Source organism: uncultured Amaricoccus sp. (assembly GCF_937891315.1).
Lineage (GTDB): Bacteria > Pseudomonadota > Alphaproteobacteria > Rhodobacterales > Rhodobacteraceae > Amaricoccus.
Genome location: NZ_CALAGI010000127.1, coordinates 1 through 21,376 on the forward strand (window position 1 = coordinate 1; position 21,376 = coordinate 21,376).

At 69.0% G+C, this 21,376-nt stretch carries 24 protein-coding genes and 1 pseudogene; 5 read left to right on the forward strand and 20 right to left on the reverse strand.

Features of this window, described 5'->3' with window-relative positions:
- Positions 1-564: pseudogene (gene aceE / locus Q0480_RS11790) on the reverse strand (pyruvate dehydrogenase (acetyl-transferring), homodimeric type); the annotation flags it as partial.
- A 406-nt stretch (positions 565-970) separates the two neighbouring features.
- Between aceE and Q0480_RS11795 the strand changes: the two are divergent.
- Together Q0480_RS11795 and rbsK are read left to right on the forward strand one after the other, a co-directional pair.
- A complete protein-coding gene (locus tag Q0480_RS11795) occupies positions 971-1,618 on the forward strand; it encodes an SGNH/GDSL hydrolase family protein (RefSeq protein WP_299133156.1) in 648 nt (215 codons plus the stop codon).
- Positions 1,615-2,589, forward strand: coding sequence for a ribokinase (gene rbsK / locus Q0480_RS11800; RefSeq protein WP_299133158.1), 975 nt, complete (start codon positions 1,615-1,617; stop codon positions 2,587-2,589). Before Q0480_RS11795 ends, rbsK begins: the two co-directional genes overlap by 4 nt.
- Before the next feature lie 5 nt (positions 2,590-2,594).
- On the opposite strand, the gene Q0480_RS11805 is transcribed toward rbsK, so the two are convergent.
- The gene (locus Q0480_RS11805) at positions 2,595-2,807 is read right to left on the reverse strand and encodes a hypothetical protein (protein ID WP_299133159.1); all 213 of its coding nucleotides are present in this window, start codon (positions 2,805-2,807) and stop codon (positions 2,595-2,597) included.
- 177 nt (positions 2,808-2,984) lie between these two features.
- Here Q0480_RS11805 and Q0480_RS11810 point away from each other — a divergent pair, with 177 nt between their 5' ends.
- The gene (locus Q0480_RS11810) at positions 2,985-4,556 is read left to right on the forward strand and encodes a winged helix-turn-helix domain-containing protein (protein WP_299133161.1); all 1,572 of its coding nucleotides are present in this window, start codon (positions 2,985-2,987) and stop codon (positions 4,554-4,556) included.
- Here Q0480_RS11810 and Q0480_RS11815 read toward each other — a convergent pair.
- From Q0480_RS11815 to Q0480_RS11840, 6 genes are all read right to left on the reverse strand, one after another.
- On the reverse strand, positions 4,493-4,702 hold the full coding sequence (locus Q0480_RS11815; protein WP_299133162.1) for a hypothetical protein: 210 nt from the start codon (positions 4,700-4,702) through the stop codon (positions 4,493-4,495). The two genes, Q0480_RS11810 and Q0480_RS11815, sit on opposite strands and share 64 nt — an antisense overlap.
- A 68-nt stretch (positions 4,703-4,770) precedes the next feature.
- Positions 4,771-5,298, reverse strand: coding sequence for a DUF1269 domain-containing protein (locus Q0480_RS11820; RefSeq protein WP_299133164.1), 528 nt, complete (start codon positions 5,296-5,298; stop codon positions 4,771-4,773).
- Positions 5,299-5,359: 61 nt separating this feature from the next.
- The gene (locus tag Q0480_RS11825; protein WP_299133167.1) at positions 5,360-5,587 is read right to left on the reverse strand and encodes a glycine zipper 2TM domain-containing protein; all 228 of its coding nucleotides are present in this window, start codon (positions 5,585-5,587) and stop codon (positions 5,360-5,362) included.
- A 142-nt stretch (positions 5,588-5,729) separates the two neighbouring features.
- Entirely contained in the window at positions 5,730-6,089 is a 360-nt protein-coding gene (locus Q0480_RS11830) for an EF-hand domain-containing protein (RefSeq protein ID WP_299133169.1), read from the reverse strand.
- A gap of 10 nt (positions 6,090-6,099) precedes the next feature.
- Complete coding sequence (locus tag Q0480_RS11835; protein WP_299133171.1) at positions 6,100-6,330, reverse strand: hypothetical protein; 231 nt, start codon at positions 6,328-6,330, stop codon at positions 6,100-6,102.
- 100 nt (positions 6,331-6,430) lie between these two features.
- Positions 6,431-7,672 carry an aminotransferase class V-fold PLP-dependent enzyme gene (locus tag Q0480_RS11840; RefSeq protein WP_299133173.1) on the reverse strand — a complete coding sequence of 414 codons (1,242 nt, stop codon included), beginning with the start codon at positions 7,670-7,672 and terminating at the stop codon, positions 6,431-6,433.
- Positions 7,673-7,804: 132 nt separating this feature from the next.
- Between Q0480_RS11840 and Q0480_RS11845 the strand changes: the two genes are divergently transcribed.
- Entirely contained in the window at positions 7,805-9,553 is a 1,749-nt protein-coding gene (locus Q0480_RS11845) for an ABC transporter ATP-binding protein (RefSeq protein ID WP_299133176.1), read from the forward strand.
- A gap of 48 nt (positions 9,554-9,601) precedes the next feature.
- Positions 9,602-10,399 (forward strand): folate-binding protein, encoded by a 798-nt coding sequence (locus tag Q0480_RS11850; RefSeq protein ID WP_299133179.1) that lies wholly within the window; start codon positions 9,602-9,604, stop codon positions 10,397-10,399.
- Here the strand turns inward: Q0480_RS11850 and Q0480_RS11855 are convergent.
- The 12 genes from Q0480_RS11855 to Q0480_RS11910 all read right to left on the reverse strand — a co-directional run bounded on the left by Q0480_RS11855 (position 10,374) and on the right by Q0480_RS11910 (position 21,345).
- Complete coding sequence (locus Q0480_RS11855; protein WP_299133181.1) at positions 10,374-11,165, reverse strand: inositol monophosphatase family protein; 792 nt, start codon at positions 11,163-11,165, stop codon at positions 10,374-10,376. The genes Q0480_RS11850 and Q0480_RS11855 overlap by 26 nt on opposite strands.
- A 90-nt stretch (positions 11,166-11,255) precedes the next feature.
- Complete coding sequence (locus Q0480_RS11860; RefSeq protein WP_299133183.1) at positions 11,256-11,435, reverse strand: hypothetical protein; 180 nt, start codon at positions 11,433-11,435, stop codon at positions 11,256-11,258.
- Between the two features lie 62 nt (positions 11,436-11,497).
- On the reverse strand, positions 11,498-12,259 hold the full coding sequence (locus Q0480_RS11865) for an endonuclease/exonuclease/phosphatase family protein (RefSeq protein ID WP_299133184.1): 762 nt from the start codon (positions 12,257-12,259) through the stop codon (positions 11,498-11,500).
- A 72-nt stretch (positions 12,260-12,331) separates the two neighbouring features.
- Positions 12,332-13,117: a phosphodiesterase gene (locus tag Q0480_RS11870; RefSeq protein ID WP_299133186.1), complete on the reverse strand. Its 786-nt coding sequence runs from the start codon at positions 13,115-13,117 to the stop codon at positions 12,332-12,334.
- Positions 13,118-13,180: 63 nt separating this feature from the next.
- The gene (locus tag Q0480_RS11875) at positions 13,181-14,383 is read right to left on the reverse strand and encodes a type III PLP-dependent enzyme (protein WP_299133187.1); all 1,203 of its coding nucleotides are present in this window, start codon (positions 14,381-14,383) and stop codon (positions 13,181-13,183) included.
- A gap of 385 nt (positions 14,384-14,768) precedes the next feature.
- Positions 14,769-15,062: a 50S ribosomal protein L28 gene (gene rpmB, locus Q0480_RS11880; RefSeq protein WP_299133189.1), complete on the reverse strand. Its 294-nt coding sequence runs from the start codon at positions 15,060-15,062 to the stop codon at positions 14,769-14,771.
- 139 nt (positions 15,063-15,201) lie between these two features.
- Positions 15,202-16,209: an ABC transporter ATP-binding protein gene (locus Q0480_RS11885; protein WP_299133191.1), complete on the reverse strand. Its 1,008-nt coding sequence runs from the start codon at positions 16,207-16,209 to the stop codon at positions 15,202-15,204.
- Positions 16,210-16,221: 12 nt separating this feature from the next.
- Positions 16,222-17,244, reverse strand: coding sequence for a Gfo/Idh/MocA family oxidoreductase (locus Q0480_RS11890; RefSeq protein ID WP_299133193.1), 1,023 nt, complete (start codon positions 17,242-17,244; stop codon positions 16,222-16,224).
- A complete protein-coding gene (locus Q0480_RS11895; RefSeq protein ID WP_299133195.1) occupies positions 17,241-18,080 on the reverse strand; it encodes a carbohydrate ABC transporter permease in 840 nt (279 codons plus the stop codon). Before Q0480_RS11895 ends, Q0480_RS11890 begins: the two co-directional genes overlap by 4 nt.
- 8 nt (positions 18,081-18,088) lie before the next feature.
- Positions 18,089-19,009, reverse strand: a complete 921-nt coding sequence (locus Q0480_RS11900) for a carbohydrate ABC transporter permease (RefSeq protein WP_299133197.1) — start codon at positions 19,007-19,009, stop codon at positions 18,089-18,091.
- A 123-nt stretch (positions 19,010-19,132) separates the two neighbouring features.
- A complete protein-coding gene (locus Q0480_RS11905) occupies positions 19,133-20,392 on the reverse strand; it encodes an ABC transporter substrate-binding protein (protein ID WP_299133200.1) in 1,260 nt (419 codons plus the stop codon).
- 47 nt (positions 20,393-20,439) lie between these two features.
- Positions 20,440-21,345 (reverse strand): N-acetylmuramic acid 6-phosphate etherase, encoded by a 906-nt coding sequence (locus tag Q0480_RS11910; RefSeq protein ID WP_299133203.1) that lies wholly within the window; start codon positions 21,343-21,345, stop codon positions 20,440-20,442.
- Between the last annotated feature and the right edge of the window lie 31 nt (positions 21,346-21,376).

Below are 21,376 nucleotides of genomic sequence, written 5' to 3' on the forward strand. Positions count from 1 at the left end.
CGGGAACTGCCAGTAGTCCGGCATCAGCCACGGATGCGGGTAGGAGCTGAGCCCCTGGCCGCCGGTCTCGGAGCGGAAATTGTCGAGCGTCTCTTCGGAAAGCCGCCCCTCCATGAAGGAGCGGGCATAGATACCGGGGATCGCGTGGCCCTGGAAGAACACCAGATCTCCGCCATGCGTGTCGGTGCGTGTCCGCCAGAAATGGTTCAACCCTATATCATAGAGCACCGCCGAGGAGGCGAAGGAGGCGATATGGCCGCCGTATTCGCTCGACACCTTGTTGCGGCGGACCACGGTCGCCATGGCGTTCCAGCGGTTGATGGTACGGATTCGCCATTCGAGTTCCAGGTCGCCCGGAAAGGGCGGCTGCTGGTCTGGCGGAATGGTGTTGACGTAGCCGGTGGTCGAGCCGAACGGCAGGTTGGCGCCGCGTGATCGCGCGGCGGCGACCGCCTGATCGAGCAGGAAATGCGCGCGCTCGGTGCCGTCGCGGTCGATGACGTCTTCGACGGATTCCAGCCACTCCCTGGTTTCAACTGGATCGAGGTCCTGCTTGATCGTCATTCCTGAGGTTCCTTCACTGGGCCGGCGCACGCGGCTCGCTGTGATTTGTTCGGCGTGAAACAGAAAACGGTCCGTGTGTCGGCAACGGCCGGTCGGTTCGGGGCCTTCGCCGCCCGTGACAGGGGGCGCCGCGTCGCGCCGGCTTTCGCGCGGTTACTCGGCGCTCCTTTCACTTGGTTCACCAAAGGGTGCATGGCCGCTCGCCGGTCAGAGTTCGAACCACCCCCTACGAAAGTTTGGGGTAGAACTTGTGATCTAACGAGTTTGGCCCGGACGATCCATCCCCTTTCCGGCTGCGAAGACGAGGCGGGGGCGCCGCGGGGGGCCGTGATCGTGGTGGACAGGGCCGGAGGCGTTCGGCTAGGGATCCGGAGGGCGCCTCTCGCAAGGCTACCGGAAAGAAAAGATGACCGAGCGCGTCCTGCTCTGCTACGGCGACAGCAACACCCACGGCACAGTGCCGATGGAGACTCTTGAGGACACGGGCCGCTTCACCCCCGCCGAGCGCTGGCCCGGCGTGCTCGCCCTCACGATCGGTCCGGGCTGGCGCGTCGTGGAGGAGGGGTTGCCCGGGCGCACCACCGTTCACTCCGATCCGATCGCTGGCGCGCACAAGAACGGTCTCGCCGTGCTGCCCGCGGTGCTGGAGAGCCACCGTCCGATCGACCTCGTCGTGCTGATGCTCGGCACCAACGACCTGAAATGGCGCTTCCAGGTGCCGCCGGTCGAGGTTGGCGAATCCGTTTCGGCACTGATCCGGGCGATCCACCATAGCGCGAGCGGCCCCGGCGCGGCGGCGCCGGCCGTCCTGCTCGTCTCGCCGCCGGCCGTGCTCGAAGCCGGCTGCCTCGCCGAAGTCTTCGCCGGCGCCGCGGTGAAGTCGCACGCCCTGCCGGCGATCTACGCGGGCATCGCCCGGCGCCACGCCGTCGGCTTTCTCGACGCCGCCGCCGCGATCGTCTCGAGCCCGCGCGACGGCGTGCATTTCGAAGGCGCCGAACATGCCAGGCTTGGCCGCGCGGTCGCCGCGGCGGTCCGGGAGATGATGCCGTGACGGGGGGCCCGCGCGCGCTGTCTCATCATGGAGCGGATACGGCGGGCCGCGGGAACAAGCTCGTCGTTCTCGGTGTCTTCGTCGCCGACACGAGCTATCACGCCGACCGGATGCCCCGGATCGGCGAGACGCTGCTCGGCCGGGGCTTCAAGCTCGGGCCGGGTGGCAAGGGTTCGAACCAGGCGGTCGCGGCCGCGCGCCTCGGGACCGGCGTCTCCATGGTCACCCGGCTCGGGGTCGACGCCTTCGGCGACACGGCGCTCGCCACGTGGGCCGAGGCCGGGGTCGCGCCCCTCGTGACCCGCGACCCCGACAGCTACACCGGCGCGGCCTTCATCTTCGTCGAGGCGGCGACCGGCGACAATGCGATCATCATCGCGCCGGGCGCGGCGGCGTCGCTGTCGGCCGCCGATCTCGATGCCCGGGCCGAGGCGATCGCCGCGGCCTCGGTCTTCATCACCCAGCTCGAACAGCCGCTCGAGGCCGCGGTGCGCGGGCTCGAAATCGCACGCGGGGCAGGGGTGACGACGATCCTGAACCCGGCACCGGGCCGGCCGCTGCCCGACGCGGTGCTGTCGCTGTGCGATTATGTCACCCCGAACGAGACCGAGACCGAGGATCTGACCGGCGTCGCCGTGACCGGTGTCGAGGCCGCGCGCGAAGCCGCCGACCGGCTGATCGCCCGGGGCGCCGGGGCCGCCGTCATCACGCTCGGCGCGCGTGGCGCGCTTTATCACGCGCCGGGCCGCTCGGTGCTCGTGCCCGTGATCAGCGCCGGTCCCGTGGTCGAGACGACGGGCGCCGGCGACGCGTTCAACGGCGGCTTCGCCACCGCGCTTTCGCGGGGCGTCGATCCAGTGGAGGCGGTACGCTTCGGCTGCGCCGTCGCGGGCATTTCCGTCACCCGTCCCGGCACAGCGCCCTCCATGCCGTCGCTCGACGAGGTCGAGGCGCTGCTGGCGCGCGTCTAGGCGCGTCAGTCGCTCACGAGGTCGCGCCGGGCATCGAGGAACCATAGCGGCGTGGCGGGGTCGGGATCGGTCGGCCAGCGGACGATGCGCCAGCCGGTCGGCGCGGCCCGATCGGTCTCGCCGGGACCGCCGAAGAGGCAGTCGAGCGGTCCGGTCCCAAACGTCGGATCGTCGCCCACGCGCGAAGGCGCGGCGCCGTCAAGTTCGAACGGTCTCATGTTCCACTCCCAAACAATCCCTCGCAACAATCGTCCTGAAACTAGTCCTGGCTGTGCGAGTCGGATTGTTGAGTTATGGTTGATTCGATACTGGAGCGAAGTTCGATTCGGCTTGTCGATTTCCGTGATACTCGACCGGGGCGGACGCGTCCGGTCGGACAGGGCCTAGGCGGGGACATGCGCCCGGACGAAACCTGGATCCTCGACCTCGATGACCTGACGCTGTCGCGCGGCGCGGCGACGGCGCGTCTGACCGCCAAGGCGGCCGCCGTGCTCGCCTGCCTGCTGCGGCGCCGGGGCGCCGTGGTCACCCACGCGACGCTTCTCGAGGAAGTCTGGCCCGGCGTTCACGTCACGCCCGATCTCGTGCGGGAATATGTCTTCGACCTCCGCGCCGTGCTGGGCGACGACGCCCGGGCGCCGCGCGTGATCGAGACCGTGCGCGGCCGGGGCTACCGGCTGATCGACGGGGTGTGTTTCGCCGCGACGGAACCGGCGGGCCGGGTGGAGCCGGTGCGGGTCGCCGTGCTCGATCTTGGCGATCCGACCCTGGACGCGCGCTGGCGGCGCCTCGCCGCCGGTCTCGCAGACGATATCGCCGCCGACCTCAGCCGCTATCCCGACATCGCGGTGATCGCCCGCGTCGCCCAGCCACCCGGCGCGGCGGAGGGTGATCCGCGAGAGATCGCGCGCCGGCTCGCGGCGCGATATCTGGTGCGCGGCCGGCTCGATCTGGTCGGGGACAGGTTGCGGATCCTCGTGCAACTCGTCGAGGGCGGCAATGCGCGGATCCGCTGGTCCGAGCGCTACGACCGGCCGCTCGACTCGCTGCCGGCCATGGTCGAGGAGATCGCGGCCAGCGTCGCGGGCTCGCTCGGCGGCATGCATGGCGCGATCCTGCGGCTGGAGCGCGACCTCGTCCGCCGCCGCCCGGCGAGCAGCCTGGAGGCTTACGAGCACTACCTCCTGGCGAGCGATGGCCTGATCCGCTACGACCGCGACAGCACCTTCGCCGCCGCCTGGCACGCCGAGCGCGCGGTGACGCTCGATCCCGATTTCGCGCGTGGCTGGCTGGTGCGCGCCTGGCTCGCCAATCGCCTCTACTCCAACGGCTGGCGGCATGACCGGGCCTCGATCCGGGCGATCGAGGAAGTCTGCTTTCCCCGCGCCTATGAGTGCGACTCGCGCGATTCGATGGCGCTCGCCTATCTCGCCGTGCATCGGGCGAAGCAGGGCGCGCCGCGCGAGGCGCACCGCCTGCTGGAGCGCGCGGTCGATCTGGCCGAGGGGCAATGCGACGCGTTGATGATGTTGTCGCTCGGGCTTGCGACCATCGCGGGGCGTTTCGCCGCGGCGCTCGACTGCGTGGACCGGGCCTATGAGTTCAATCCCGGTCCGCCAAGCTGGTACGGCTTCATGGAGGGTCGGGCGGCCTTCTTCGCGGGGGACCATGCGCGGGCGCTCAGCGCGACCGACTGGGCGGCGGACTTCCTCCCGACGCATGTGTTCCGGCTGCTCGCGGCCGCCGAACTCGGCGCGTCGGCCGAGGCGACCGCGGCGTGGGAGGCGTTGCGGTCGCGGTTTCCGGGCTTCGACTTCGAGGAATACGCCGTCGATCTGCCGATCTGCCATCCGGCGGCGCTGGCGGTCTATCGGTCGGCGGCGCGCAAGGCCGCGTCTATCGCCTATCCCCCCGGGTCGCCGTCCCCGCGGCGCGGGAAGGCGATGAAGAACGCCCAGACGCAATAGGCGAAAAGGCCGAAGGCGAGGATGGCCCAGAGATGCCCGCCGAGCACGGTGATCTCCAGCACACCCCAGGCCAGCAGGAAGCCGGTGACCAGCAGCCGGATCCAGAGCGGCCGGAAAGCCGGATGGTCGGTGTCGATGAACCGCATCGCCCCTCCGGCGTCACGCCGCGGGTGTGGCCCCGCGGCGTCGTTTCAGGACCGGGACCGGACGCCGTTCAGGAGGTCGGCGCGGGTTCGGACGGCGCCGTCTCGGCCGGCGTGCCCGCCAGCGCCTCGCGCAGCTTCTCTTCGCGGGTGTGATCGAGCGAGGTCTGCAGGATGGTGCCGCCGACGCCGCGCACCGCGTCGAGCACCTTGTCGCCGGTCACCTTGCGCACCAGCACGAAGAGCACGGCCTGGCCCGGCTGAAGATTCTCGGCGGCCAGTCCCTTCATGAACTTGTCGTTGACGCCGATGTCGGTCAGCGCGCCGGCGAGCGCGCCGCTGCCCGCGCCGACGGCCACGCCGAGCAGCGGGTTCATGAACAGGATGCCGACGAGAAGGCCCCAGAAGCTGCCGCCCGCCGCGCCCGCCGCCGTGGTGTTCATCAGCTGGTTCAGCTTGACGTGGCCCGCCTCGGTCTTGGTCGCGATCACCGCGTCGCCGATTTCGATGATATAGTCCTTCTGCAGCGAGAGGACTTTCTCCCTCACTTCCTCGGCCTTGGCCTCGGACGGAAAGATCACTGCGATCAGATCAGCCATAGGATGGTGCTCCATGTCGGGCGGAAGCGCGCGCGGCGGGGGCGCCGCGCCGCGAAATGTTTCAGAGTGACCTGCAGGCCCCGGTCTGGGTGCCGGCCGCGGCGCCGGCGCCGGCGCCGACCGCTGTCATCGCCTGCTTGCCCCCGCCCTTGCCGAACTGATTGCCGAGCAGCCCGCCGACCGCCGCGCCGCCGAGCACGCCGCCCGCGCAGGCGAGTTCATTGTTGGTTTGCGGATTGTTGGTGCAGCCCGCCGGGATCATGGCGGCCAGACCCAGGGCCGCGACCATAAGTATCTTTGCGTTCACAGTGTGGTTCCTCAGCTTCGCGCCCCTCGATCGCGCAAGGCAATCCTTAGATCAACTCCCCGGGTCGCGAAACAGGAATCCCCGGGAGCCGCGCCCCCGGGGACATGTCGCGAGCTGCGCCGGCTCAGTTCAGGGCGCCGTCGTGGTCAAGGTCGGCGGCCGCGAAATCCGCCGCGACCTGCGCCTTGAATTCCTGGAGGCTGATTCCGCCGTCGCCGTTGGTGTTCACCGCCGCGAACTGCTCAGGCGTGATCAGCGCGCCGAACTCGACCACGGTCACATAGCCGTCGCCGTTCTTGTCGAGCACCTTGAAGGCCTCGGCGGCGAAGGCGGTCATTTCCTCGTTGCTGACCGCGCCGTTCTGGTCCGTGTCCAGCGCGGCGAGATGCGTGGTGGTGATGTCACCCGGCGCCGCCGTCTGAGCCGAAACGGCCCCGGCGAGCATGAGGAGCGCGCCCGCGCCCGTCACTAGAAGTGCTTTCATTTGCTCCCCCTCAACCGCAGGCCAGCTTCTGACCGGCATAGGTGCCGAGGCCGGCGCCCGCCGCCGTCGTGAGTGTGTTGCCGATACCGCCACCGAGCAGGCTGCCGGCGAGGCCGCCGATCACCGCGCCGGTCATGGTGCCGGCCACGCAGCCCACCTCGTGCTTCTGCTCGGTTGTCTCGCCGGCGCAGGCGCTGAGTATCAGAGCCCCCCCGGCGAGCAAGATTAGGGTTTTTCTCACGCGTTTTTTCCTCTGTTGCTCGATGCGACCCACCATCGCGTCGATCCCCCGGACTGCTCCCGCCAATTCCTACCCACGGTAGCGTCCGTGGGAAAAGACACTAGATCATGATGGTCGACCTTGCCAAGGAACTTGTGTCGGCGACGGTGGCCGGCCGGCCGTGCGCGACCACCGCGGCGGCGGCCGACTCGGTCGCGCCGCGGCCGTGCGCGATGCCGAGCGCGGCGAGGCCGACCTCGATCGTGGCCAACGTGCCGAGCAGGACCGGTGGATTGAGATGCCCCATATGGGCGACCCGGAACGCGCTGGCCGGATCCTCGCCGGGCACATCGAGCCCCATGCCGAGGGTGAGGCCGGCCTCTTCCTGGCACCAGCGGCGCAGGCGCGCGCCGTCGCCCGGTCCGGTGCGGATCGTGGTCACCGCGGCGCTGCGCGCCGACGGCGCGGCGATATTGAGTTCGAGCGCGCCACGCGCCCCCCAGGTCCCGGCGGCCGCCGCCACCGCCCGCGCGAAGGTCTCGTGTCGCGCCCAGGTGTTTTCCAGCCCTTCCTCGGTCAGGATCATGTCGAGCGCGACGCGCAACCCATAGAGATGATGGGTCGGCGCCGTGCCGCAGAAGAGCTGGTAGTGGGCCGCCGGATTGATCCGAGGGCCCCAGTCCCAGTAGGGGCTGGCGCAGGCGACGCGGGCCGCCAGCGCCTTGGCGTTCTGGAAGGTGAAGGCCATGCCCGGCGGCGTCATCAGGCCCTTCTGGCAGGCGGCGACCATCACGTCGACGCCCCAGGCATCCATCTCGAATCGGTCGCAGGCGAGGCTCGCCACGCAGTCGATGGCGAGAAGTGCCGGGTGGCCGGCGGCGTCGATCGCGGCGCGGAGGGCGAGCACGTCGTTGCGCGCCGAGGAGGCGGTGTCGGTCTGGGTGGCGAGCACGGCGCGGATCTCGTGGCCATGGTCGGCGCGCAGCCGAGCCTCGATCCGGTCGGGATCGGCCGGCGCGCGAAAGCCGAAATCCATCACCTCGACATCGATGCCCATCCGGCGCGCGGTGTCGGCCCAGCCGAAGCCGAACCGCCCGGTGGCGATGACCAGCGCCTTGTGACCGGGGGAGAGCATGTTGGCGAGCGCCGCCTCCCAGCCCGCGTGACCGTTGCCGATATAGATCGCGACCGAGCCTTCGGTACGTGCCACCCGGCGCAGATCGTCGAGGACGGTCCGCGTCATGTCGATCAGCTCGCCCTCGTAGATATTGGGCGCTGCGCGATGCATGGCGCCGAGCACCCGGTCGGGGATCATCGAGGGGCCGGGTATGGCGCGCACGTCGCGCCCGAAAGCGAGGGACATCCAGAACTCCTTCTCCGTCCCGGGAGCCTAGCGCCGGGCGCCTTCGTGCGAAACGGCGATTTCCGCTTTGTCGTCCGCGAGCCTGCGTGATACGCCCGACGCCTGTTGGCGCCACCCCGGATCGCATCGCTCATGGCCAGCCCGAAGCCCTCCTCCGACTCCCAGTTTGGTGCCTACTACCGGCTCTGGCGCGACTGGCTGGCGTCGAACTGGAAGCTGATGACCTTCACCTTCGTGATGATGATCTTCGTCGCTTTCGGGTCGGCCGGCTATTCCAAGCTGATCCAGGAGGTGATGCACGCCTTCGAGACCGGCGACTATTCGGTGATGTGGTGGGGGCCGCTCGGCGTCGTCGCGCTGACCACCATCAAGGGCGGCGCGGACTTCTTCCGCGAGATCAGCAGCAACCAGTTCGTCACGCGGATGGAGGCGGATCTGCAGACCCACATGTTCCGCCAGCTGGTCGGGACCGACCTCGCGCGGCTGCAGACCGAGGCGCCGGCGGGGCTCGCCGCGCGCTTCTCCTCGGATATCGCGATGGTCGGCGGCGCGGTGCGCAGCATCCTTGGCGGGCTCTCGGGCCTGCTCATCATGATCGTCACCTTCGCGGTGATGCTGACCATCGACTGGCCCCTGACCCTGACCATGATCCTGATTTTCGGGCTCGCGGTGCTGCCGGTCAATCTCATCGGCTCGCGCCTGAAGAAGATCAGCCGCCGCACCCAGGCCGAGGTCGCGACCATGACGAGCGAGGTGACCGAGGGCCTGTCGGGCATCCGCATGGCCCGCACCTACCGGCTGGAGGAGCCGCTGGCCGAGAATGCCCAGAACGTCTTCGAGCGGTTGTTCGGGCTGAAGAACAAGCAGAACCGCTGGAGCGCCCGCGTCTCGCCGCTGATGGAGGCGCTGGCCGGGATCGCGGTCGCGATCATGCTCTTCGTCGTCGGCTGGCGGATGAGCGCGGGCACGATCTCGATCGCCGATTTCACCGGCCTCCTGACCGGGCTCGGCGTTGCTTCGGGACCGGCGCGGCGGCTGGGCGGCACCTATGCCCAGACCCAGCAGGGCGCGGCGGCGCTCGATCGGGTCTTCATGCTGTTCGATGTCGAGAACACCATCCTCGACGGGCCGGAGACGCTCGACCGCGCCACCGGCGACATCCGCTTCGAGGCGGTGGGCTTCGCCTATCCGGACGGTCATGTCGCGCTGCGCGACTTCACGCTCGCGGTGCCGCGCGGGACGCGGACCGCCTTCGTCGGACGGTCGGGCGCGGGAAAGTCGACGGTCTTCAACCTGTTGCCGCGGCTCTATGATCCGACGGCCGGGCGCATCCTGCTCGACGGGCACGATCTCCGCGACCTAACGCTCGCCTCGCTGCGCGACCAGATCGCGGTGGTGAGCCAGGATTCGGTGCTCCTGTCGGCGACGGTCGCGGAGAACATCGGCTTCGGCCGCCGCTCGGCCAGCCGCGCCGAGATCGAGGCGGCCGCGCGCGCCGCCGCCGCCGACGGCTTCATCTCGGCGCTGCCGAAGGGCTATGACACGCCGGTCATTCCCTCGGCCGCGCAGTTCTCGGGTGGCGAGCGGCAGAGGCTGTCGATCGCGCGGGCGATCCTGCGCGACGCGCCGATCCTGCTGCTCGACGAGCCGACCTCGGCGCTCGACGCCGAGAGCGAGGCCGCGATCCGCGCGGCGCTCGCCCGGCTGGCAGTGGGGCGCACGACGCTCATCATCGCGCATCGGCTCGCCACCATCCTCGACGCCGACCGGATCGTGGTGATGGACCACGGGCGGATCGTCGAGCAGGGGACGCATGCCGAGCTGCTCACGCTCGAAGGGCTCTACGCCGATCTTTACGCGCTGCAGTTCGCGGGTGCTTGAAACCGGCCGGCGGCGGGGTTTCATGTGAGGGACGGGGGAGGCTGCGGCATGACGGCTGGATTTCAGGCGACCGATCGGACGGTGCTGCGCATCGGCGGCGGCGATGCGCGGGAGTTCCTGCAGAATCTCGTGACCAACGACGTCCGCGGACTTGATCGCGGGCCGGTCTATGCCGCGCTGCTGTCGCCGCAGGGCAAGTACCTCTTCGACTTCTTCCTCGTGCCCGACGGGAGCGACATTCTGCTCGACATCCAGACCGCCCGCGCCGGTGCGCTGGCGCAGCGGCTGGCGCTCTACCGGCTGCGGGCCGCGGTCAGCATCGAGCCGACCGAGCTCGCGGTGCTGCTCGGTACCGGCGCGCCGCCGGCGACGCGGCTCGCCTTCGCCGATCCGAGAGCGGAGGCGCTGGGCTGGCGGGCCTATGTCGAGGATCCGGCCGCGCTCCTCGCCGGAATGGCGCCGCTCGACCCTGCGGAGATCACGGTGCTCCGCGTCGCGAACGGCGTGCCGGAAACCGGGGTCGAGCTCAAGCCGGACGACAGCTACATCCTCGAGATGGGGTTCGAGCGGTTGCGCGGCGTCGATTTCCGCAAGGGCTGCTACGTCGGCCAGGAAGTCACCGCGCGGATGAAGCACAAGACCGAGCTGCGCAAGGGTCTCGTCCGGGTCGAGATCGACGGCCCGGCGCCCGAGGCCGGCACCGAGATCCTCGCCGGGGGCAAGCCGGCCGGAACGCTTCACACGACCAGCGGCGGCCGGGGCCTCGCCTATCTGCGCTTCGACCGCGCCGCCGGCGAGCTTACCGCCGGATCGGCGAAGATCAGGCTGATCGCAGCGTCTGGGTAAGCGGGTCGAACACCGAGGCGTTGGCGGCGATCACGCCCCGGCTCTCCAGGATATCGGCGCCCTCGTCGCAGGGCCCGACGAAGCCGCCCGCTTCGCGCACCATCAGGATGCCGGCGGCCATGTCCCAGGGTTTCAAGTCGCGTTCCCAGAAGCCGTCAAGACGTCCCGCCGCGACATAGGCGAGATCGAGCGCCGCCGCGCCCATGCGCCGGATGCCGGCGGTGCGCGGCGCCAGCTGGGCGATCTCGCGCAAGGTCCGGGGCAATTCGCGGCTGCCGCCGAAGGGTATGCCGGTGCCGAAGATCATCTCGATCATGTCGCGCCGGCCCGATACCCGCAGCCGGCGGTCGTTCAGCCAGGCACCGGCGCCCTTTTCCGAGACGAACATCTCGTCCTTGATCGGATCATAGATCACCCCCGCGACGATCTCGCGCTTGTGCTCGAGCGCGATCGACACCGCCCAGTGGGGCATGCCGTGCAGGAAGTTGGTGGTGCCGTCGAGCGGATCGACGATCCAGCGCCGCGTCGGGTCGGTGCCCTTCACCTCGGCGCTCTCCTCGCCGAGCCAACCGTAGTTCGGCCGCGCCTCGGTCAATTCCTCGCGGATCAGCTGCTCGGCCTTGGTGTCGGCGCGGCTGACGAAATCACCCGGTCCCTTGGACGAGACCTGCAGGTTCTCGACCTCGCCGAAGTCGCGGAGCAGGCTGCGCGCGGCCTTGCGCGCGGCCTTGATCATGACGTTCACATTGGCCGAGGCTTGGGTCATCGCGGTTCTCTGGAGGCCGTCTCTGGGCCGGGACGGCGCCTTATGCGGGCTTTTGCCCGGCGCGGCAAGCCCGGGGCGGAAAGGCCCCGCCTACCGGTCGCGAGTGGTGAGCATATGGAAATCGTTGAGCCCGGCGAACTCGCCGCGGTCGAGCACCCCGTCGCCGTCCAGATCGTACTTCTCGAAATCCACGCGCCGCAGATTGAAGAGCGAACGACGCGCTTCGTCGAAATCGACATAGCCGTCGTCGTCGCCATCGGGAAACGGCACCGCCTCCGCCGCGCCGGAGGTCGCGGCCAGCAGCGCGACGCCGAACAGGAGGCGCGCCGGGATCAGGCGCCTGCTCCATTGGCGCGGGGGGCGGGGGTGTCGAAGGCCGCGCCGAGGGTGATCCGCGCCTTGATCGGCAGATGGTCCGATGCGCGCCTCGCGAGCGGCGTGTCATGCGCCTCGACCGGGCCGAGGATGGTGTTCGGCCGCGCGAAAATCCGGTCGAGCGCCAGCATCGGGAAATAGGCGGGAAAGCTCGGTACGCCGACACCGGGCGGGCCGAACCGCGGCGCGAAGGCGCTGAGCGCCGAGCGCCGCCGACGCCGCCATTCGTTCATGTCGCCCATGACCACCACCGGGCGGTCGTCCGCCTCGACCGCGTGGTCGATCAGGGATTCGATCTGCAGCAGGCGCGAATGCCGCAAGAGGCCGAGATGCATGCCGACGACCCGCACGCCTCCGGCGTCGAAGTCGATATCGGCGAGCAGCGCGCCGCGTGGCTCGAGCCCGGGCAGGGAAACCTGTCGCACCTTGCGGACCACGCCCTCGCGCACCAGCACGAGATTGCCGTGCCAGCCGTGACCGAGATGGCCGTTCGCCACCGGCACCGGGACAAGGCCCGTCCTTTCGCGCAGCGCGGCGAGATCGAGCAGGCCGGCGCGGTCGCCGAACCGCCGGTCCGCCTCCTGCAGCGCCATCACGTCCGGGCCGATCTCGGCGATGACGTCGGCTACCCGGCCGGGGTCGAACCGCCGGTCGGTGCCGACGCATTTGTGGATATTGTAGGAGGCGAAAAGCACGCCGTCCGTCGTCCTGTCCCGCATCGCCCGCTCCAGGCCACCCGCGCCGAAAGGTAGGGGCATCGCCCGCGGCGCGAAACCCCCATGTTCAGGCCGTCAGGCACCGATTCCGGTCAACACCTCGGTATGGGTGACGAGACCGGTCGCCTTGGTCCAGCGGTGAAGCTGGAAGGCCGGGGCCTGGGGCGTCGGCCGCGGCCGCGCGTCGGGCGCGCAGAGCGGCACCTGCCAGGCGACGGCGGGACAGACCCCGGCGGTGATCCCGTTCCACGTCGTCTCGACCGCGCGATGCACATGGCCGCAGGAGATGCGCAGGATCGCGGGGTGGCGCGCGACGATCGCCGCCAGACGCTCGGGATGGGCGAGGCCCCAGATGTCCATGAAATCGATGCCGGTCCTGAACGGCGGGTGATGCATGAAGATCAGCGTCGGCCGGTCCGGCGCCTCGTCGAGCCGGCGGCGGAGCCAGGCGAGCCGACCCTCGTCGAGCACGCCGCCCGCCTCGCCCTCGAGGTCGAGCGTGTCGAGGCCGATCACACGCAGCGGCAGGTCGTCGATGGCGAGATGCGCCCAGCTCGGATCGGAACCGATCCGAACCTGCGAGCCGGCGAGCGCGGTCCGGAACGCGTCGCGGCGGTCGTGATTGCCGGGAATCGCCGCGCAGGGCAGGCGGCAGCCGGCGAGGAGTTCGAGGAAATGCGCGTATTCCTCGGCGAGACCGAGTTCCACCAGATCGCCGGTGAAGAGCACGAGGTCGGGTCGGGGGAAGAGGGCATCGATCCGCGCGAGCACGGCGCGCAGGGCGACCGCGGGGTCATAGCCACCATAGAGCCGGGCGCCCGGGATCGAGACATGCGGATCGGTGACCTGGGCGACGATCATCGGACTGTCCTCGCTCGCACCCCGGAATGGCGCGCGCGGCGTCGAAGCCGCGCGCGAGGGCGATCAGCCCAGAAAGACCGATCGCAGCGGCGGGAAGCCGTTGAAGCCGACCGAGGAGTAGCTCGTGGTGTAGGCGCCGGTGCAGAGGATGCGGATCTTGTCGCCATCGGCGAGGTCGAGCGGCAGTTGCACCGGGCGCTTCTCGTAGAGCACGTCGGCGGAATCGCAGGACGGACCGGCGAGCACGCAGGGACCGGTCGGCGCGTCCTCGCCGTGCCGGGTCTCGAACTGGTAGCGGATCGCCTCGTCCATCGTCTCGGCGAGGCCGGAGAACTTGCCGATGTCGAGATAGACCCAGCGCTGCAGGTCCTCCTGATCCTTCCTTGCGACCAGAACCACCTCGGCGACGATGACGCCCGCCTCGGCGACGAGGCCGCGGCCGGGTTCGGCCATCACGGTGACCGCCTCGCCGAAACGGCCGCGCACCATGCGCATCACCTCGGCGGCGTAGTCGCTCGTTTCCGGCAGGGCCAGGCCGTAGAAGGCCGGGAAGCCGCCACCGATGTTCAGCAGGCGCAATTCGTGGCCGCTGTCGCGCGCTTCGGTCCAGAGCGCCAGCGCGCCGTCGAGCGCGGAGGCCCACATCCGGGGCTCGCGCATCTGGCTGCCCGGATGGAACGAGATGCCGGCGACGTCGAGGCCGAGGAAGCGGCCGAGATCCATCAACCGCAGCGCCTCGCGGTGCGAGCAGCCGAACTTGCGGGTCAGGGGCCAGTCGGCGTCGCTCGATTCGACCAGCATGCGCACGATGACGCGCGCGCCGGGAGCGTGCTCGGCGATCTTGCGCATCTCGGCCTCGGCATCGACCGCGAACTGCTCGACACCGACGGCGAAGGCGTAGGCGATGTCGCTGGCGCGCTTGATCGTGTTGCCGAACGCGATGCGCGCGGCCGGGATGCCGAGATCGAGGCAGAGGTCGATTTCGCCACGCGAGGCGCAGTCGAACCGCGCACCCTTCGCGGCCAGCGCCGCCACGACTTCCGGTGCCGGGTTCGCCTTCACGGCATAGTGGATCACGGCGTCGCCAAGGCCTTCGGTCAGCGCGTCATACTTTCCGCGCAGCATGTCGAGGTCAAAGACGACCGTCGGCGCCTCGAAGTCATGCGCGCGGATATAGGCGTCCTGCCGGGCACTGACGGCGCTCGTCGCGGGGTTCTGATCGACAAGATCTACTGGTACGCCCCGAAGGGCGGCGGCGTTCAACATGGTCATCTCCATCAGACCCGGGGGAGTTAACCCCGTCGTTTCCAAAAGAGACGTTACCGTCGCTACTTGAGTTCGCGTTACAAACCGCGCCCGAGCAGAGGTGCGTGCGTTGGCGTCAGGGGCGGCATATGAGGGCGATCGCCGACGATATCAAGAAAAATATCCGGCGCGCGGCGATTATTTCGGGGCGTATCGCGGGACTGTGACCGCGAGGCGACGAATTGGTTAATGCTTCGTTAAATCAAAGGGCTGCGAGGCGTTTTGCGAGAGCCTCCCGGCGATGGTTTCAAGCGCGACCGCGGGCCTTCGCATGACAAAAGGCCCCGCGCTGGCGGAGCCTTGGAATCAGTCCCGTGAGAGGCTTCGGGCAGTCCGTCGGCCGCGGTCAGGCGGCGGTCGCGGCCAGCGCCTTGGCGATGTCGCGCTTCAGGCGCAGCGCCTTCGGCGACAGGTCGCCGTCGGCGGCGGCCGCGAGGAAGGCGTCGAGCCCGCCGCGATGGTCCACGGTCCGCAGCGCCGAGGCCGAGATGCGGAAACGATGGGTCTGGCCGAGCGCCTCGCTGGTCAGCGACACCTCGTTCAGGTTCGGCATGAAGCGCCGCTTGGTCTTGTTGTTGGCGTGGCTGACATTGTTGCCAACCATCACGCCCTTGCCGGTCAGTTCGCAGCGGCGAGACATGATTTCAGTCCTTTTCGGCGTCGGTCGAGGCGGCCCCGGGGGCCGTTCCGGAATGTTGAGCGCGTCCCATACGCAGCCCGCCCCGGCGCGTCAAGGGCGAACGCCCTCCGCGAGCCCCGTGCGTTTACGTGCTTTCGGTTCACGCGGCGGCGCGCAGGCGCTGGCCGTCCGCGTCGAAATGGAACTGGCGGCTGGCGTCCGGTGTCAGGTGGACGATCTCGTCGACGCCATAGCGGTGCTCGCCGAATATCCGCGCGGTCAGCAGGCCGTGCGGCTCGGTCCGGACGTAGATGTTGGTCTCGCTGCCCAGATGCTCGACATGGGAGATGGTGCCCGCGATCGCCCCGGTCTCCCGGCTGATCGCGAGATGCTCGGGCCGGATCCCGACGAGCTTTCCCGCCGCGCCGAGGGGTGCCGCTTCGAGGAAATTCATCCGCGGGCTGCCGATGAAGCCCGCCACGAAAACATTGGCCGGGTCGTTGTAGAGTTCCATCGGCCCGCCGACCTGCTCGATCCGGCCGGCGTTCAGCACCACGATGCGGTCGGCCAGTGTCATCGCCTCGACCTGATCATGGGTCACGTAGATCATCGTCGCCGCCAGTTCGCGATGCAGGCGGGCGATCTCGATCCGGGTATTGACCCGCAGCGCGGCGTCGAGGTTCGAAAGCGGCTCGTCGAACAGGAACAGCTTCGGTGTCCGCACGATTGCCCGACCGATCGCGACCCTCTGGCGCTGGCCGCCGGACAGTTCGGCCGGGCGCCGGGCGAGCAGCGGGTCGAGCGAGAGCATCCGGCTCGCGCCCCGCACCCGCTCCTCGATCGTCGCCTTCGGCGTTCCGGCCTGCTTCAGGCCGAGCCCCATGTTGTCCTTCACCGTCAGGTGAGGATAGAGAGCGTAGCTTTGGAAAACCATGGAGATTTCCCGGTTGGCAGGGGCGATCATGTTGACCCGCGCGCCGTCGATCAGCACGTCGCCGGAGGTCGGATCCTCGAGCCCGGCGATGATGCGCAGCAGCGTGGACTTGCCGCAGCCGGACGGGCCGACGAAGACGCAGAACTCGCCGTCCCGGACCTCCAGATCGACGCCGCGGATCACCTCGGCGCCGTTGAAGGACTTGGTGATGGAGGTGAGGGTAAGGTCACCCATGGCCGTGTCCTCTCAAAGCTGGATGGGCCGGCCGGAGCGCACGCTTTCGTGGGCGGCGAGGCAGATCGCGAGCGACGAGACCGCGTCCCGGAGGTGGCGGCCGAGATCGAGATCCTGCGTGATGGCGCGGGCGACGAAGGCCGCCTCGGCATCGCACAGCGCCTGATGGTCGGGTTCGCCCGCCATCGACAGATCCTCGTCCGTCCGGCCGACCCGGTGCAGGCGCAGCGTCGAGGTCCGGGTGTGGGTGTCGATATCGTCGGACCGCGCACTCTCCGGCATGCGGATCGAGACGGCGCCGTTCGGCGAGACCACGTCCTTCACGAAGAAGGCGGTGTCCGACATCATCGGGCCCCAGCCGGCTTCGTACCAGCCGAGCGAGCCGTCGGCGAACAGCACCTGGAAATGGCCGTAATTATACATGCCCTCGGCGATTTCCGGCGAGAGGCGCAAGCCCATGCCGCGCACCTCGACCGCGGCCGCGTCGGTGATCTGGCACATCACGTCGACATAATGGACGCCACAATCGACGATCGGCGAGGTGGTTCGCATCAGCGCCTTGTGGGTCTCCCAGGTCGGACCGGTGGATTGCTGGTTGAGGTTGAGGCGGAAGACGTAAGGTCCGCCGAGCGCACGCGCCTCGGCGATCAGCCGCTGCCACGAGGGGTGGTGGCGCAGGATATAGCCGACAACGACCTTGCGCCCGGTCGCCGCCGCCTTGGCCGCGACGCGCTCGGCGTCCGTGACGGTGGTCGCGAGCGGCTTCTCGACGAAGACATGCGCGCCGGCCTCCATCGCCGCGATGGCATAGCCGGCATGGCTGTCGGAGTAGCTGGCGATCGAGACGAGGTCGGGTTTCAGGCGGGTGAGGGCCTCGGTGAAATCCGCGCTCACCCGATAGCCGCGCAGCGCCTCCGGCAGGTCGGGGGCGGAGCGGTTGACGAGGCCGACGATCTCGAAGGCCGGATCGCGGTGATAGGCGAGGGCGTGCGACCGGCCCATGTTGCCGAGCCCGACGACGAGACAGCGGATCATTTCACGGCTCCCGCGGTGATGCCGCGGATCAGTTGGCGCGAGAAGACGAGATAGAGGATCAGCACCGGAAGGATGGCGAGGCTGAGCGTCGCGAGCACCGCGTTCCAGTTGGTGACGAACTGGCCGATGAACACCTGAGCGCCGAGGGTAACGGTCTTGGTCTCCTCGGCGGGCGCGAGGATCAGCGGGAACCAGAGGTCGTTCCAGATCGGGATCATGGTGAAGACGGCGACGGTCGCCATCGCCGGCCGCACCAGCGGCAGGACCAGGGTGAAGAAGATGCGATATTCGCTCAAGCCGTCGATCCGGCCGGCGTTCTTCAGATCATCCGAAACCCCGCGCATGAATTCCGACAGGATGAAGATCGCGAGCGGCAACCCCTGCGCGGTATAGACCAGAATGAGCGCGGTCAGCGTATTGACCAGGCCGGAGGCGACCATCAGTTGCAGGATCGCCACCGTGCCGAGCCGGATCGGGATCATGATCCCCAGCGCGAGATAGAGGCCCATCAGCAGGTTGCCGCGGAAGCGGTATTCAGCCAGCGCGAAGGCCGCCATCGCTCCGAACAACAGCACGCAGAACAGCGAGACCAGCGTCACGATCAGGCTGTTCTGGAAATAGAGCAGGAAATCGCCCTGTTCGAGCACGGTGCGATAGCCGACCAGATCGAAGCTGCCCGGCCCCGGCGGCGACAGCGGCGACGAGAAGATCGCCTTTCGCGACTTGAACGAATTCACCACGACCACGAACACCGGGAAAAGTGCGATGACCGTGTAGAGAAGGAGAACGCCATGCGCGGCGATCGTCCGGCCGCGGGCGGAGCGGGCATCCTGCATGGCGGACCTCAGAACTGATAGCGGCGGAGCCGCGTCTGGATGCCGAAGAGATAGACCGAGACGCCGGCCAGGATGATGAAGAACATCGCCGTGGCGATCGTCGCCCCCATATGCGGATCGCCGAGCTGCAACTGGAAGCCGAAGAAGGTGCGATAGAGCAGCGTCCCGAGGATGTCGGTGGCGTAGTTCGGCCCGGCGAGCGCGCCCTGGCTGACATAGATGAGATCGAAGGCGTTGAAATTGCCGACGAAGGTCAGGATCGAGATGATGCCGATCGACGGCAGGATCAGCGGCAGCTTGATCTTCCAGAACTGCGCCCAGCCGGTGACGCCGTCCATCTCGGCCGCCTCGATCACCTCGTCCGGGATCGAGAGCAGGGCGGCGTAGATCAGCATCATCGGGATGCCGACGAACTGCCAGACCGAGATCAGCGCGAGCGTGGTCAGCGCCGTCTCCTCCTTGCCGAGGAACGGCATGAACAGCCACCTCAGCCCCACGGCGTCGAACATCGAGGGGGCGATGCCCCAGATCGGCGACAGGATCAGCTTCCAGGCGAAGCCGACGATGACGAAGCTGAGCACGGTCGGAATGAAGATCGCCGTCCGGTAGAACGCGGCGAACCGCAGCCGCGGCGAGGACAACAGCGCGGCGAGGGCGACGCCGATCGGGTTCTGCACAGCCATGTGGATCACGAAGAACCAGGCATTGTTGCCGAGCGCGTTCCAGAAGCTGGCCGACCAGCGCGGATCGGCGAAGAGCGTGCGGAAATTGGCGAGCCCGGCGAATTCGGACACCCGCTCGGTGGTGGTGGTGAAGAGCGACAGATTGAGCGTGGCGAACAGCGGCACGATCATGATCGTCGTATAGACCAGCGCGGCCGGCGCGAGGAACACCGGGATATGCCAGCGGAACGGGCGTCGGTCGGCCATGCGGAACTCCGGAGGTCGGGCGTCGGCGCTGGATTGGCTCCGAGCGGGGTCGAGTTCGCCGCGTCGCGGCGTCGCCGAAAAGCGCCCCGCCCCTTTGGTCGGGGCGGGGCCAGGTCGGCAGAACTATTGCTGCGGCGCGTACCAGGAGGCGAGGCCGTCCTGCAGGCGCTGCGCGGCGGCCTCGGGGGTTTCGGTGCCGCGGATCACGTTGGCGGCGGCGTTCCAGGTCTCGTTCTCGAGGTTCGGGGTGCCGCGCGACAGGATCTGGTAGGTCGAGCGGATGGTGCTCTGGCAGGTCTCGCGCCAGCCGACCATCTCCTGGGCCAGCGGATCCTTGAGCGTGACCGGGCTGCTCGAAAGCGAGAAGAAGCCGGGCAGGGAGTTCGAATAGATCTCCGCGAATTCCGGCGAACCGACCCATTCGAGGAAGGCCTTGGCCTCCTCGGGATGCTTCGTCGCGGCGTTCATGCCAAGCGCGATATCGACATGATCGGAGATGTAGCAGTCGTCGCCGTCCGCGGGCACCGGCGGCGGGAATGCGCCCATCTCGAAGGCGTCGCCGATCTGCGCGCGGAAGCCGGAGATTTCCCAGGAGCCGGCGGGATAGATCGCGGCGCGGCCAAGGGTGAAGAGGTTCTGGCTATCGGAATAGGTCTGGGACTCGAAGCCGTCGCCGAGATAGTCCTTCCATTTCGCGATCTCGCGGAACGGCTGGACCCAGGGTTCGTCGGTCAGTTTCTGGCTGCCGGCGATCAGCGCCAGCCGTCCTTCCTCGCCTTTCCAGTAGTTCGGGCCGATGTTCTGATAGCCCATGGTCGCGGCTTCCCATTGCTCGCTGGTGCCCATGGCCATCGGGATGTAGGTGCCGTCTTCCTTGATCTTGTCGAGCGCGGCGAAGAACTCCGCCTCGGTCTTCGGCGGCGCGATTCCCAGCTGCTCGAAGGCGGCCTTGTTGTAGATGAAGCCGTGGATCACCGAGGCCATCGGCACGCAGAAGGTATGCGCGCCGTCGTCGGTGGACCAGGCGGATTTGGCGAAGGTCGAGAAACCGGCCAGCGCGGGCAGATCGGACAGGTCCGCGAGGTTGCCCTTCTCGTAGAGCTGCAGCGAGGCGTCGAACGGCCGGCAGGTGATGAGATCGCCGGCCGAGCCCGCGTCGAGCTTGGAGTTCAGCACGGCATTGTATTCGGCCGGGGCCGCCGGATTGAACTTCAGCTTGATGCCGGGGTGGGCGGCTTCGAAGGCCGGGATGATCGTGTCCTGCCAGATGAGGAGGTCGTCGTTGCGCCAGCTTTCGATATTGAGCGTCACATCCTCGGCGAAGGCGGCGCCGCCGCCGAGCAGCGTGGTGGCGAGCAGCAGCCCGCGCAGTGTTCTTGTCATGGTCAACTCTCCCAGTTGGCGGTCCCCCGGGGACCATTCGTCGGTGGTCATCCCGGCTCGGCCCGCAGGGCGCGGAGCGCGGGGTCGAGCCGTCCGCCAGCCGCCGCCAGCAGCGCCTCCGCCGCCCCCCGATCCTCGGCGCCGGCGGCGATCAGGATCGCGGGCTTCACCGCGCCGTCGGTTTCCCCCAGCGCGCCGCCCGCGGCGCCGAGGTCCGAGCCGGACAGTTCAGCGACCATCCGCGCCGCGCGGTCGCGCAGCTTCACGTTGTCGGCGACGAGATTGACCATATGCCCCTCGTAGACATGGCCGAGCCGGAGGCCGGTGAGGGTCGAGATCATGTTGAGCGCGATCTTCGCCGCGGTGCCGGCGCCGAGGCGCGTCGAGCCCGCCACCATCTCCGGCCCGGTTTCGAGCAGGATCGCGATGTCGGCGGCCCTGAGCAGCGCGCTGTCAGCTACGTTGGCAATGCCGATCAGCGTGGCGCCGGCGGCGCGGGCGCCCTCGGCGATCGCGAGCGTGTAGGGGACGCCGCCGCTGGCCGAGACGCAGATCACCGCGTCGCCCGGGCCGAGGTCGATCGCGGCGAGGTCGGAGGCGGCGCCCGCCGGATCGTCCTCGGCCGCGCCGGTCAGCGAGAGCAGCGCGGCGGCGCCGCCGGCGAACAGGACCGGCGCGCGGTCGGCCGGGATGCCGAAGGTGCCTGGCAGTTCCAGCGCGTCGGCGAGGGCCATGAGGCCGGAGGATCCCGCTCCGGCGTAGACGAGGCGATGGCCGCCCTCGATCGCGCGGGCCGCCACCTCCGCCGCCGCCGTGATCGCGGGGATCGCCGCCTGGACGCGGGCGGCGGCGAAGACCTGCGCCTCGGCCAGCAGCGCCGCCGCCCGCTCCGGCGGCAAAGTCTGCAGGCCCTGGGCGGCGGGATGGCGGATTTCGGTGCTGGCGATCGTCATGGGCGATTCCCTTGCGTCGGATATATAATGC